Here is a 13,205-nt window from a genome sequence, read left to right as displayed (position 1 = left end):
TGGGGTGGCACAATCAACGAGGGCGATGCGCGCGGGCGGCGATTGCTTGCGCGCGTTCGAGCAGCGCTTCGGCGCGCTGCACGATCGGAATATCAATCATCTTGCCGTCGATGGCGAAGGATGCGCGGCCCTCGGCAGCCGCCTGCTTGTTGAGCGCAACGACGCGCTCGGCGTCCGCTACCTCCTTGGCGGAGGGGCTGAAACCCTCGTTCAGGATCGGCACCAGCGACGGATGGATACAGGCAGAGCCCACGAAGCCAAAGTCCGCAGAGCGCCTGACGATCCTTGTGTATCCTTCCAGATCGGAGAAATCGGCGACTGAGCCGATGGTGCCGAGCGGCATGATGCCGGCGGCGCGGGCTGCCTGCACGACCTGTTGCTTCGGCATCAACAGGGTTTCTTCCGTCGGCTTGGCGCCGATGGCGGTGGCATAATCTTCCGCACCCAGTGAAATGCCGGCCAGCCGCGGGATCGATCGCGCGATCTCGTGAGCCCTAGAGAGAGGACCGGGCGCCTCGATCAGGCCGACAAACCAGATATTGCCGATGGGCAATCCGCGCTCGATCTCCAGTCTGGTCACCATCTCGTCGAGCAGGCGCAGATGCTCGGCGCCTTCGACCTTGGTGATCTTGATCGCGTCCACGCCGGCGATGACAGCCGCTTCCAGATCGGGCACCGCCAATTCGAGCGGCTGGTTGATCCGCACCATGACATCCGAACTTCCGGTGTCGCGAAAGCGCTTCACGATGCCCGGGATCAGCTTTCGAGCGTTGGCCTTTTCAGCCAGCGGCACGCTGTCCTCGAGATCGATGATCAGCGCGTCCGCGCCGCGCTCGACGGCCTTGACCACGAACCGCTCGACGTTCGCGGGTACGAACAGCGCAGAGCGCCAGACCGGGAATTTTCGTTCAACTGTCATGTGCTGGTTTCCTTCACAACGCCCGAGGCGAGGGCGGCATCGATGTCGTCAGGGCTGAGGCCGGCTTCGGCCAGGATGGTGCGGCTGTGCTGACCGAGGCGTGGCGCAGGCGTCCGGATGCTTCCGGGCGTCTCGGACAGGCGAACCGGGACGGCGTGCATCGGGAACGTTCCCATGTCCTCGTCGGGATAGTCGGCCAGCAGTCCCCGGGCCTGCACGTGGCGATCGTTCATCAAGCGGACGGTGTCGTTGACCGGACCGATCGTGACCTCGGCCGCCTCGAAGAAGGCGACGTTGTCGTCGACCGTTCGTGTCGCGATGAAATCGCCGATGATCTTGTCGAGTTCGGCGACATGGACGAGCCTCTGCTCGTTGGTCTTGAACTTTGGATCCTCGCAGAGCTCCGGGCGGCCGATCGAACGCAGCACCCGCATCGCCATGCCTTGCGTGGATGCCGACAGGCAAACCCAGCCGCCATCGAGCGTGCGGTAGACATTGCGCGGTACCGAGCCGCTCGAGCGGCTCCCGCTGCGCGGTTTGACCACGCCGGTCAAACGGTAATTTGCCGCCTGAGGCCCGAGCGAGTTGACGATCGGGTCGAGCAGCGGCAGGTCGATCACCTGTCCCTTTCCGCCGTTGATCTCGACCTCCCGAAGGGCCGCCATCGCGGCGAACGCTCCGGTGAGACCGGACAGGGCATCGGCCAGATACATAGGCGGCAATACCGGCTCTCGATCGGGGAAGCCGTTCATCTCGGCGAAGCCCGAAAAGCCTTCCACCAATGTCCCGAAGCCGGGCCGGCGATGATAGGGGCCGGTCTGCCCCCATCCCGATATGCGAACGATCACAAGCTTGGGCTCCAGCCGCAGCAGTTCCTCCGGCGAGAGCCCCATCTGCTCGAGCGTGCCGGGACGGAAACTCTCGACCAGCATCGCGGCGCCGGGAATCATCTTGCGGATCAGCGGCACCGCTTCGTCGTGACGGAATTCCAGGCAGATGCTGCGCTTGTTGCGCGAATGGATCTTCCAGTTGGTTTCGACACCCTTGGTGCGCCAGCCGCGCAGCGTATCGCCTTCGCGCGGCTCGACCTTGATAACGTCGGCGCCGAAGTCGGCGAGATGCTGGGTGAGCAGATTGCCTGCGACCAGCCTCGAGAGGTCGATGACGCGGAGCCCTGTCAGCGGGCCGCGGACACCGGGGGTGTAGTCGGCCTGATGCAGTCCGCTTTCGGGAGAGGTGGCGTCAGTGGGATTTGCCATGGTTCCGTTCTGTAAACAGGATGCCGCCGGTGACAGGCAGCCACAGGCGCAACTGGCGGTCAGTCATTGCCTCCTGGGTTTCGATGCGGATCTGATTTCCGCCGACGCTCAATCCGATTTGCCATCGGCCGCCAACATAGGAATGGCTGACCACGTCGGCTTCAACGATCGAACCTCCGATCGCCTGATCGTTGGCCGCCGCCAGGCGCATCTGCTCGGGGCGATAGGCAAACGTGACCTTGTCGCCCAGGGATGGACGTTTGTCGGACTTGATCAGAACGCGCTGACCATCGGCGAGACTGACCAGTGTCTGTCCATCGCCGTCGGGCGCCCCGACCACGTCGCCGTTGAGGAAATTGGTCGTTCCGATGAAGTCGGCGACGAAACTGTCTGCCGGCCGCGTGTAGATCTCTTGGGGCGAGCCGATCTGGCTGATGCGGCCGCCATTCATGACCACGATGCGGTCGGACAGAGCCAGCGCTTCGACCTGGTCGTGTGTCACGTAGATCGTCGTCAGGCCGAGGCGCGTGCGCAGTTCGGCAAGCCAGGTCCGGGCGCGATCGCGCAGCTTTGCGTCGAGATTCGACAGGGGCTCGTCGAGCAGGAGGATTTCGGGCTGGTAGACCAACGTTCGCGCGAGCGCGACACGCTGCTGCTGGCCGCCCGAGAGCTGATGCGGATAGCGGTCCTGAAAGCGCTCCATCTCGACGAGAGCGAGACTCTCCTCGACGCGGCGCTTGCAGTCGGCGGTCGATACCTTGCGCAGCTTGAGCGGAAACGCGACGTTGTCATAGACCGTCATGTGTGGCCACAAAGCGTAGCTCTGGAACACGAGCCCGCAATGGCGCGCTTCCGGCGGCAGGAAGATTCCCTTTTCTCTGTCGAAATAGGTCTTGTTGCCGACGCGGATGCGTCCGCTCGTCGGCTGATCCAGTCCGGCAATGGCGCCGAGCGTTGTTGACTTGCCGCACCCTGACGGCCCCAGCAGCGTGACGAACTCGCCATCGGCAACGTGGATGTTGACGTCGTCGATCGCTTTGACCGGTCCGTACCGCTTGTGCAGGTTCTCGATCAGCAACTCAGCCATAAAGCTTCACTCCGAGAAAAGCGCGCGCCGCCGTGACACAGACGCCGATCACCAGGATCTGGATGGTCGCCAGCGCGGACACCAGACCGACCTCGCCCTGCGTCCATGCCTGGAGCAGCGTGGTCCCGATCACTTCGCTGCCGGGAGCGAACAGGAAGATCGCGGTCGTGTATTCCTTGAAGAACGTGATGAAGAGGATGATGAAGCAGGCTACCAGCGCCGGGCGCAGCAAGGGCAAAACGATGCGCCGGCTCGTCGTCCACCAGTCCGCGCCCTGCGTACGGGCGGCGCGATCGAAATCCGGGCTCATCTGCAACAACATCGGAGCAACCGCACCGAGCCCCACAGGAATGAAGTGCATCGTGAAGGCGGCAACCAGAATCCAGATCGTGTTTCGGAGGCCGCCCAGGCCAGGCACGAGCGCAAACGCGTAGAAGAAACCGATGCCGGCGACGACGCCGGGCACGGCACGGGGAAACAGCGCGACGTAGTGTAGCGCGCCACGCCAGCGGAAGTCGGACCGCAGCACGATGATGGCGATCAGGGCGACCATCGCAGTGGCGACGACGCCACCGACCGAACTGACGATCAGCGAGTTCCAGATCGAACGCGGGTAGACCGGGTATTCGAGCATGTTGGCGAAGTTGCCGAGCGTCAGCACCTCGCTGATCGGCACCATCGGCGACAGCAGGCTCGTGAAGGCGCGCAGCAGCAGCGCGCCGATCGGCATCACGACAGTTGCGGTGATGTAGATCGCCGAGACGATGCAAAGCGGCCAGCGCAGGTTGTTCAGGCGGAAAGGGCGCGGTCGCGTGGCCTTGCCGCCGAGCGTGACGAAGCGCCTTGTATTGCCGAGCAGGCGTCCTTGTAGCCACACCAACACGCAGACGACGGCAAGCATCAGCACGGCAGCCGTTGCCACCAGCCCGTGATCGGGGCGGGCCGACGCCACGCCGTTGTTGTAGAGGAACGTGGTCAGCACAGTGATGCCGGCGGGATCTCCGAACACCAGCGGAATCGCGAGGAGCTCCAGTCCCACAGTGAAGTTCAGCACGGCACTATAGGCGATCGCCGGCATGAGGAGCGGCAGCGTGATCCGCCACAAGGTCCTCAAGGTGCCGGCGCCGGTCACGCGCGCGGCTTCCTCCAAAGTCGGATCGGTGATCGAGGCCGACGACATGCAGTAGATGTAGGCGACCGGTGCTTGCGAGACGCCCGCGATCATCGCCATGCCCGGCAGCGAGTAGAGATTCCAGGGCGCGCCGTCGAAGATCGACTGAACCAGAAGCGTGAGGTAGCCGGCCGGTCCGTAGATTGTGTACCAGCCGAACGACAGTACCAGCGCCGAGAGATAGATCGGCCACAGGAAGAGCTCGCCAAACAACCGCGCAAACGGCATGTCGGTGCGGCCGAACAGCACCGCCGCCAGCGTGCCCAGCGTCTGCGAAATCACGGTGGTGAGGGTGGCGAACACGAACGTGTTCCAGATGACGAGCGCGAAGCCGTCGGTGCGAAGCAGGCGCCCGAAATTGCCCAGCGTCAGTTGCTGGCCGGAATCGTAGAGCGCACGATCCAGGAAGGATTGATAGAGAACGGGCAGGAGAGGCGCTGCGATCAGGACAATTGTCAGCAGCGCCATTCCGTACTGGATGACGGTATCGCGGCCGGGCAGCGGCTTCGGCAAGGCGTCCGCGGCCGATGACCCCAGTGCGCTGCTTGCGTCAAGCGACATTGAAGGTCTTTTTCCAGCGCGCGAGGAAGCTGTCGTAGTCCCGCACCGCGTCCCGATCGTAGCCGATGTAGCAGATGTTCTGCTCGCCGACGGCTTCCACGATCGACGAGTAGGTGTGGCGGATTCCGTCGCCCGGCTTCACACCGGGGCGTGCCGGCGTCAGGCCGCCCCGTCCGAATGCGCGCTGACCGTCCTCCGAGACGACGTAGTCGAGCATCAGTTTTGCTGCGTTGACGTTCTTCGATCCCTTCGGAATCGCGATGCCACGCAGCACGACCGGCTGACCGTCTCCGATGAAGCTCCAGCCGAGGATCTTTGCCCGCGCCGGATCGTTCAGGCGCGGCCAGAAGGTGATGGCCGAAACGAAGAAGCCCATGGTGTATTCGCCGGAGGTGACCTTCTCGGTCATTGGGCCGCCGGAGCGCTCGAATCGGGGCGAGAGCTTTGCAAGTTGGGCGAACCAGTCCCAGGCCTTTTCGCCGTGCTGCTTCACGAACGCGTAGCTGATGCCGTAGCCGAAAGTTGTCTGATGCACGCCGTAGCTGGTGATGCGGTTGCGCCAGGTCTTCTCGTTTGCGACCGCAAGCTCGACGAACTCGGCAAGTGTCTTGGGACGCTTGCCGTCGGCCACCAGCGTGTTGTTCCAGATCAGCGCCATGGGGTCGGACGAGACGGTGTAGACGCCGGGAAACGGCTTTGACCAATCCGGCCAGGCCTTCGCTTCAGGCGATAGGTAGTCGAGGACTTCACCGCGCTCCTGGAAATCGATCCATCCGCCCGGATCGGCCGTCGCGATGAGGTCGCAGGTGCGGCTGTTGGTGCTCCGCTCGGCCAGATATCGCTCGAAGCTCTCGCGGGAGGCGGGGAGATCCAGGGTCTCGACCTTGATCTTCGGGTAGAGCTTGTTGAAGCCCTCGATCACGGGACGCCAGTTTTCCGGCGACATAATCGAGTAAATGAGGAGGCTGCCCTCGTTATGGGCGTCGTCGATGATCTTCTGATAGTTCTCGGGATACCCGTTCGGCGCCGCCTGGGCCGTGCCCCGGAGCCCCATCGTGGCGCCGAGAACCGACATCACCATTAAGCTTCTACGATCGATGCCCGACATCTACTGTTCCTCCGGCCGCCGCGATTTGTTATGCACATTTATTGGCGCCAATTTGTGCGCAATAGTTGCCGTGAGTCAAGCGCTCCAAAAAGGGAAGCAGCCATGAAAGTACGGAAGGAGCAGAAGAGGCTGTTGGCGGCGGAAATCGGTGCCGCCATCCTGCAAGGCGACTACCGGCCAGGCGAATGGTTGCGCCAGATCGACCTGGAAGAAGCCTTCGCTGCCAAACGGTTTGACGTCCGGAGTGCGCTGACCCAGCTTGCCGCAAGCGGGATGGTGACGCATGTCGAAAATCGTGGATACCGGGTCGCGCAACCCGACTTGAACGTCGTTCGCGAGATATTGGCGATCCGCACGCTGCTCGAAGTTGAAGCGGCAAGGCAGGCGCTACCGAATATCGGCCCCGACGAACTCAAGAAGATCAAGCAGGCTCAGCAAATCTTCGAAGATGCTGTGGCGCGCGGCAGCAAGGCGGATCAGGCAAATACCAACGCAGCCTTTCACGACGAGATCTATCGTCATGCAGCGAACCAATCGCTCGCCAGCCTCATCGTGGAAATCAGAAATCGCGCCAGACCAGGGCCGATTGCTTTGTGGCCCTCGAACGCCGAGCTGCAGAGAAGTGCTGCACACCATGTCGAGATCGTCGATGCGATCGAGTCTCGCGATCTCGCCGCGCTCGTTGCAGCAGTGCGACGACACATCGTCGAATCCGGCGCCAACTATCCGGCGCGCGATCTCGGTCCGGTCAAGAAGACCTCAGCAGCCTCCGATTGACTAAGAGTGGCGAAGCCAATCTGTTGAGGGCGTATCAGGAGCAGCGCCTGGAGAAGGCCTGCCTCAATTCGCGCTCCCCGCCGGGATCGGCTCCATCCCGCTTGCGATGATCGCTTCGCGCGCGGCGGGCGAGGCGAGGAATTTTATGAGGGCACGGCCGGCTTCGGGCTCCTTCGAACCGGCCGCGACCCCGGCCGAGAAGATCGTGATCTTCTGCAATTCGTTCGGCAGCGGTCCGACGATGTCGATGCCCTTCACGGGCTTCAGCTCGCTGATCTGCTGGAAGCCGAGCTCGGCCTCGCCGTGCGCGACGATCTCGCCGACCGGCGTTGCCGGAATCTTTCGTGCCTTGTCCCTCATGACGTCGGCGATGCCGAGCTTGTCAAACATCTCGGTCGAAACGTAGACGCCGCTGGCGCTGTCGGAATAGGCGATCGTCTTCGCCGCCAGCAGCGCGCGCTTGACCGCCTCCACCGAGCCGATGTCCGGCTTCGGCGCACCCGATTTCACGGCAACGCCGATCGGCGATCTGGTGAGGTCGACCTGGCTGCCGGCCACGACCTTGCCCTTGCCGGCGAGGTCAGTGAGGGCATAGCCCACCATGATCAGGACATCGGCGGGTTCGCCGCGCTCCAGCCGGACCGGGATCGCATTGGTGGTCGTCCCCATCGACGGCCCATATTCCGTCAGCACTTTGTTGCCGGTGGCCTTCTCGAATTCCGGCACGAGCGCCTTGTAGGCAGCCGTCAATCCGCCCGAGATCATCACATGGACCTCGGCAGCTTCGGCCGCGCCGGTCAGCCACAGGACGGTTAGAACGCCGAAGGCAATGTTGCGGAATGTTGCTGATATCGATGTCATCGTCATTCTCTCCAACTAACCCCGTCCGCGATACGGCGCGACGCCTTGCTCCGGCACCCACAATCCCTTCGGCACGCTGCCGGTCTGCCAGAACACGTCGATCGGGATGCCGCCGCGCGGATACCAGTAGCCGCCGATGCGCAAGAACTTCGGCTTGATCTCGCTCGCGATGCGCTTGCCGATCATGACGGTGCAATCCTCGTGGAATGCGCCGTGATTGCGGAAGCTCGCGATGTAGAGCTTGAGCGACTTCGACTCCAGCAGCCAAGGGCCGGGCGCGTAGTCGATCATCAGATGCGCGAAATCCGGTTGTCCCGTGACGGGGCAAAGCGAGGTGAATTCCGGCACGGTGAAGCGCACCAGATAGTCCGTGCCCTTTTGCGGATTGGGCACGCGGTCGAGCTGGGCTTCTTCCGGTGTGTGCGGCCACTCGACCGCGCGGCCGAGCTGGAGGGATTTCTTCGCCATCGTCGTCACATCCTGTTCGAGCATGATCCGGAAAAGTGGGCACCGGTTTCCGAAAGATCATGCTCAACTAAAAAACCGGAGCGCGATAAGATCGCGCTCCAGAGGGTGCCGGGATGGACGCAAATGTCGCCGTCGTCAACCAGCCGCGATCGTCTGGATCATGACGATCCGGTCGTTGCCGGACTCGCAGCCCCAGAGCTCGCCCGGGCGGCCGTCGAGCTGGCGCACATTGGCATTGGCCTTGTCGCTGGCGAAAACGTTGAACCGCTCGGTCGTGGGATCGAAGCGGACGATGGCATTGGCGGAGAAATCGGTCAGCCAGACCTTGTCCTTGTCGTCGACATAGACGGCATAGGTGCGAGGGCGATCGCCCGGCAGCTTCCAGGTTTTCCAGGAGCCGTTGGCGGGATCGTGCACCGAGACGTGACCGCTGTTCCACTCGCTGACCCAGATCCGGCTTTGCGAATCTGACCAGACCCGCCGCGACCCCTGGCTCGGCGTCGGCGGCTCGACAATGGCGGCATTGCCGGTCGCACGATCAATCCTCGCGATATGGCTCCCAGCCAGCGAGGCGTACCAGACCTCACCCTTGGGCGTCACCGCGATGCCGTAGGGTCCAACACCCTTGGGCGCCCTGAACACGTCCATCTCGCCCGATCCCGGCTTGAGCCGGCCGTAATAGCCGGACTGGCCGGTGAACCAGTAGGTACCGTCCTTGTCGAACACGCCGGTGTTGAGATTGGCGGAGGCGAATTTTTCGGGCAGGCGGAACAGCGTGACCTTGAGATCGCCGGGATCGACCCGGGCGATCGCGTTCTGGCCGCCCTCGGTGATCCAGGGGGCACCGTCGGGGCCGATCGTCACGCCGTGCGGTGCGGCGCCCTGGCCGAGGCTGACTGTCTTGAAACTGCCATCCCGGGGGTCGAGCCTGCCCAGCATGCCCTTGCCCTGCGCCGTGAACCAGACTGTGCCGTCGCGAGCGGGGGCGAGGTCGTGCAGGCCGATGCCGGCGCTGATGGGGAAATATTTTGTCCGGAACAGGCCCTCCTGCGCAAAACTTGGGCGGACGGCGAGGAGGGCAGCGCTCGAGGCAAGAAACTGGCGGCGGTTCATGGCGTTACCCCGACTGTTTCAGATTGAGGTTGGACGCGCAGAGCAGGCGACTTCAAGGATAGTCCGAGCCTGCTCACGCGTCAGTCGAAGCACGCCGTCCAAGCGTTCACATTTGCTTGCGGCCCGTGTAAGACCCCCGGCACCGATCAGCCCTAACGAACGGAAGTGCACATCATGACCGCCATCATCGACATCATCGGCCGCGAAATTCTCGACAGCCGTGGCAATCCCACCGTCGAGGTCGACGTCGTGCTGGAAGATGGTGCGCTCGGCCGTGCCGCGGTGCCGTCCGGCGCCTCCACCGGCGCCCATGAGGCGGTGGAACTGCGCGATGGCGACAAGGCCCGCTATCTCGGCAAGGGCGTCACCAAGGCGGTCGGCGCCGTCAATGGCGAGATCTTCGAGGCCCTGAGCGGCCTCGATGCCGAGCAGCAGGCCCAGATCGACCAGATCATGATCGACCTGGACGGCACGCCGAACAAGAGCCGGCTGGGCGCCAATGCCATCCTCGGCGTCTCGCTTGCCTGCGCCAAGGCTGCCGCAAACTCGCTCGACATGCCGCTCTATCGTTACGTCGGCGGCACCTCGGCGCGTCTGTTGCCGGTGCCGATGATGAACATCATCAATGGCGGCGTGCATGCCGACAATCCGATCGACTTCCAGGAGTTCATGATCCTTCCCGTCGGCGCGTCGTCCTTTGCCGAGGGCCTGCGCTACGGCGCGGAGGTGTTCCACACCCTGAAGTCGGAATTGAAGAAGGCCGGCCACAACACCAATGTCGGCGACGAGGGCGGTTTCGCCCCGAACCTGCCGTCGGCGGACGCCGCGCTCGAATTCGTCATGAACGCGATCGGCAAGGCCGGCTACAAGGCCGGCACCGACATCGTGATCGGCCTCGACTGCGCCTCGACCGAGTTCTTCAAGGACGGCAAATACGTCTATGAAGGCGAGGGCAAGACCCGCTCGATCTCCGAGCAGGCCAAGTACCTCGCAGACCTGGTGTCGCGCTATCCGATCGTGACCATCGAGGACGGCATGTCGGAAGACGACATGGACGGCTGGAAGGAGCTCACCGACCTCATCGGCAAGAAGTGCCAGCTCGTCGGCGACGATCTCTTCGTCACCAACGTCAAGCGCCTGGCCGAAGGCATCAAGGCCGGCCGCGCCAATTCGATCCTGATCAAGGTCAACCAGATCGGTACGCTGACCGAGACGCTCGCTGCCGTCGAGATGGCGCACAAGGCCGGCTATACCTCGGTGATGTCGCACCGCTCCGGCGAGACCGAGGATTCCACCATCGCCGACCTCGCGGTCGCCACCAATTGCGGGCAGATCAAGACCGGCTCCCTTGCGCGTTCGGACCGCACCGCCAAATACAATCAGCTCCTGCGCATCGAGCAACAGCTCGGCAAGCAGGCGCTCTACGGCGGCAAGGCGGCATTGAAGGCGCTGGCATAAGCCGGCGCTCCAGCTAGGACAGGGGAGGATCGACATGAGCGACGGCAAGACCGGACTGCAACTGCGTTCGCTGATCAAGAAGAGCGGTGAACTGGAAATCTCGCTCGTCGACGTGCCGACTCCCGAGCCCGCCGCGGACGAGGTCGTCGTCCGCGTCGAGGCGGCGCCGATCAACCCGTCCGACCTCGGCCTTCTCGTCGGCGCGGCCGATATGAGCACGGCGAAGGCGTCCGGCAGCAAGGACGCTCCCGTCATCACCGCGAAGGTGCCGGAGGGCGCGATGCGGGCGATGGCCGGCCGGCTCGACGAAGCCATGCCGGTCGGTAACGAAGGCGCGGGCGTCGTCATCAAGACCGGCTCGTCGGATGCCGCGAAGGCATTGATGGGCAAGACCGTCGCCATGATCGGCGGCGCGATGTACGCGCAGTACCGCACGCTGAAAGTGCGCGAGTGCCTGCCGCTGCCGGCGGGCACCACGCCGGCTGAAGGCGCCTCCTGCTTCGTCAATCCGCTCACGGCGCTCGGCATGACCGAGACCATGCGGCGCGAGGGGCACAAGGCGCTGGTGCACACCGCGGCCGCCTCCAATCTCGGCCAGATGCTGAACAAGATCTGCATCAAGGACGGCATTCCGCTGGTCAACATCGTGCGCAGCAAGGAGCAGGCCGACATCCTGCACAAGATCGGCGCCAAATACGTCGTCGATTCCACCGCACCGAGCTTCCTCGGCGATCTCACCAATGCGCTGGTCGAGACCGGCGCCACCATCGCCTTCGATGCCATCGGCGGCGGCAAGCTGGCCGGCGACATCCTCAACTGCATGGAAGCTGCGATCAACAAGACCGCCAAGGAATACAGCCGCTACGGCTCCAACGTGCACAAGCAGGTCTACGTCTACGGCGCGCTCGATATCCGCCCGATCGAGCTGCCGCGCGGCTTCGGCATGGCCTGGGGCGTCGGCGGCTGGCTGCTGTTTCCGTTCCTGATGAAGATCGGGCAGGCGGACGGAGCCAGGCTGCGCCAGCGCGTCGTCGACGAATTGAAGACGACCTTCGCCAGCCACTACACCAAGGTGGTGTCGCTTCAGGAGGCGCTCGATCCCGCCAACATCGCGGTCTACGCCAAACGGGCCACCGGCGAAAAATTCCTCATCAACCCAAATAAATCTTCGTGATGTGCCACGGCACACCATCCAAAGAAGGACTTGCCTTCTGAGCGAAGCGGGGGAACATTTGCGCCGCAATTGAAAGCGGGGCAACCGCAAGCAAAGAAGGGGACACTTCCATGACTGATCTGAATCGCCGCGACCTGCTCGCGGGCGCTGCCGCTATGGGCGCGGCGGCCGTAACCGGACTTGGACCGACCACCGCCAGTGCCTCGGTGCCGCAAAGCGGGGCACAGGCGCCCGGCTTCTATCGCTACAAGGTCGGCAGCTACGAGTGCACCTCGATCAACGACGGCGCGCGCACCTTCCCGATGCCGGACAAGTTCGTCGTCAACCTGCCGAAGGAGGAAGCGCTGGCCGCGGGCGAGGCGGCGTACATGCCGAAGGGCATGGTCACGGTGCCGTTCAATCCGCAGCTCATCAACACCGGCTCGAAGCTGGTCCTGATCGACACCGGCAACGGTGTTGCCAATCTCGAGCCGAGCAAGGGCGCGGTCGGCCGTACGCTGCAGAACCTCGCCGCTGCCGGCGTCGACCCGAAGCACATCGACGTCGTGCTGCTGTCGCATCTCCATCCTGATCACACCAACGGTATTCGTCTGGCCGACGGCGCGCTCGCGTTCCCGAATGCGGAGATCATGGTGCCGGCGAAGGATTGGGAGTTCTGGGCGAGCGACGAGAACGCGGCCAAGGCGCCGAACGACATGACGAAGAACTACTTCGCCAACGTGAAGAAGACCTTTGCCGGCCTCGAATCCAAGGTCACGAAATACGAGTGGGGCAAGGAGGTCGCGCCGGGCATCACCTCGATCGCGACGCCCGGCCATACGCCGGGTCATACCTCGTTCGCGGTGGCCTCCGGCGACAAGAAGGTGCTGATCCAGTCTGACGTCACCAACATTCCGGAGTTCTTCCTGCGCAATCCGGATTGGCACGTGGCGTTCGACAACGACGGCGCGATGGCGCAGGCGACGCGCCACAAATTCTACGACATGGCGGCAGCCGAGAAGGCGACCGTGATCGGCTTCCACTTCACCTTCCCCTCGGTGGGGCATGTCGAGAAGGACGGCGCGAAATACCGCCTGATCCCGTCGGCCTGGAATCCGACGATCTGAACCGAGCCAGGGGTTTGCGAGAAACGTCAGGCCGCCTTCGGGCGGCCTGATTGTTTTTGGATCGTAGCGACCATCTGCTTTCGAGAAACTCAGCGTTTCCAAACAAAACCGGTTCATGCACTTGCATCCATCGACCCGGATCG

The 13,205-nt window shown here is 63.5% G+C and carries 12 protein-coding genes; 4 read left to right on the top strand and 8 right to left on the bottom strand.

Features of this window, described 5'->3' with window-relative positions; genetic code table 11:
- Positions 1-13: 13 nt before the first annotated feature.
- From AB7535_RS16980 to AB7535_RS16960, 5 genes are read right to left on the bottom strand one after another with little or no spacing between them, the layout of a single operon-like run.
- The gene (locus tag AB7535_RS16980; RefSeq protein WP_135213780.1) at positions 14-919 is read right to left on the bottom strand and encodes an HpcH/HpaI aldolase/citrate lyase family protein; all 906 of its coding nucleotides are present in this window, start codon (positions 917-919) and stop codon (positions 14-16) included.
- The gene (locus tag AB7535_RS16975; RefSeq protein WP_028156065.1) at positions 916-2,178 is read right to left on the bottom strand and encodes a CaiB/BaiF CoA transferase family protein; all 1,263 of its coding nucleotides are present in this window, start codon (positions 2,176-2,178) and stop codon (positions 916-918) included. Before AB7535_RS16975 ends, AB7535_RS16980 begins: the two co-directional genes overlap by 4 nt.
- Complete coding sequence (locus AB7535_RS16970) at positions 2,162-3,265, bottom strand: ABC transporter ATP-binding protein (protein ID WP_439036690.1); 1,104 nt, start codon at positions 3,263-3,265, stop codon at positions 2,162-2,164. Before AB7535_RS16970 ends, AB7535_RS16975 begins: the two co-directional genes overlap by 17 nt.
- Positions 3,258-4,997: an ABC transporter permease gene (locus AB7535_RS16965; protein WP_135213778.1), complete on the bottom strand. Its 1,740-nt coding sequence runs from the start codon at positions 4,995-4,997 to the stop codon at positions 3,258-3,260. Before AB7535_RS16965 ends, AB7535_RS16970 begins: the two co-directional genes overlap by 8 nt.
- Positions 4,987-6,105, bottom strand: coding sequence for an ABC transporter substrate-binding protein (locus tag AB7535_RS16960; protein WP_245344247.1), 1,119 nt, complete (start codon positions 6,103-6,105; stop codon positions 4,987-4,989). Before AB7535_RS16960 ends, AB7535_RS16965 begins: the two co-directional genes overlap by 11 nt.
- A gap of 102 nt (positions 6,106-6,207) precedes the next feature.
- Between AB7535_RS16960 and AB7535_RS16955 the strand changes: the two genes are divergently transcribed.
- The gene (locus AB7535_RS16955; RefSeq protein ID WP_167767911.1) at positions 6,208-6,882 is read left to right on the top strand and encodes a GntR family transcriptional regulator; all 675 of its coding nucleotides are present in this window, start codon (positions 6,208-6,210) and stop codon (positions 6,880-6,882) included.
- A 63-nt stretch (positions 6,883-6,945) separates the two neighbouring features.
- On the opposite strand, the gene AB7535_RS16950 is transcribed toward AB7535_RS16955, so the two are convergent.
- The 3 genes from AB7535_RS16950 to AB7535_RS16940 all read right to left on the bottom strand — a co-directional run bounded on the left by AB7535_RS16950 (position 6,946) and on the right by AB7535_RS16940 (position 9,324).
- Positions 6,946-7,743, bottom strand: a complete 798-nt coding sequence (locus tag AB7535_RS16950) for a substrate-binding domain-containing protein (RefSeq protein WP_167767910.1) — start codon at positions 7,741-7,743, stop codon at positions 6,946-6,948.
- Positions 7,744-7,758: 15 nt separating this feature from the next.
- The gene (gene queF / locus AB7535_RS16945) at positions 7,759-8,235 is read right to left on the bottom strand and encodes a preQ(1) synthase (RefSeq protein ID WP_439036689.1); all 477 of its coding nucleotides are present in this window, start codon (positions 8,233-8,235) and stop codon (positions 7,759-7,761) included.
- Between the two features lie 111 nt (positions 8,236-8,346).
- Positions 8,347-9,324, bottom strand: coding sequence for a Vgb family protein (locus AB7535_RS16940; protein WP_135213775.1), 978 nt, complete (start codon positions 9,322-9,324; stop codon positions 8,347-8,349).
- A 174-nt stretch (positions 9,325-9,498) separates the two neighbouring features.
- Here AB7535_RS16940 and eno point away from each other — a divergent pair, with 174 nt between their 5' ends.
- From eno to AB7535_RS16925, 3 genes are all read left to right on the top strand, one after another.
- The gene (gene eno / locus AB7535_RS16935; protein ID WP_085404746.1) at positions 9,499-10,782 is read left to right on the top strand and encodes a phosphopyruvate hydratase; all 1,284 of its coding nucleotides are present in this window, start codon (positions 9,499-9,501) and stop codon (positions 10,780-10,782) included.
- A 34-nt stretch (positions 10,783-10,816) separates the two neighbouring features.
- The gene (locus AB7535_RS16930) at positions 10,817-11,956 is read left to right on the top strand and encodes a zinc-binding dehydrogenase (protein WP_085404612.1); all 1,140 of its coding nucleotides are present in this window, start codon (positions 10,817-10,819) and stop codon (positions 11,954-11,956) included.
- 110 nt (positions 11,957-12,066) lie between these two features.
- On the top strand, positions 12,067-13,062 hold the full coding sequence (locus AB7535_RS16925; RefSeq protein ID WP_135213773.1) for an MBL fold metallo-hydrolase: 996 nt from the start codon (positions 12,067-12,069) through the stop codon (positions 13,060-13,062).
- The last annotated feature ends 143 nt before the right edge of the window (positions 13,063-13,205 follow it).

Source organism: Bradyrhizobium sp. 956_D2_N1_4, assembly GCF_052076025.1.
In the GTDB taxonomy this organism is placed as follows: Bacteria; Pseudomonadota; Alphaproteobacteria; order Rhizobiales; family Xanthobacteraceae; genus Bradyrhizobium; species Bradyrhizobium barranii.
Note: the sequence above shows the minus strand (reverse complement) of the source record. Positions and strands in the feature narration are given on the sequence as shown.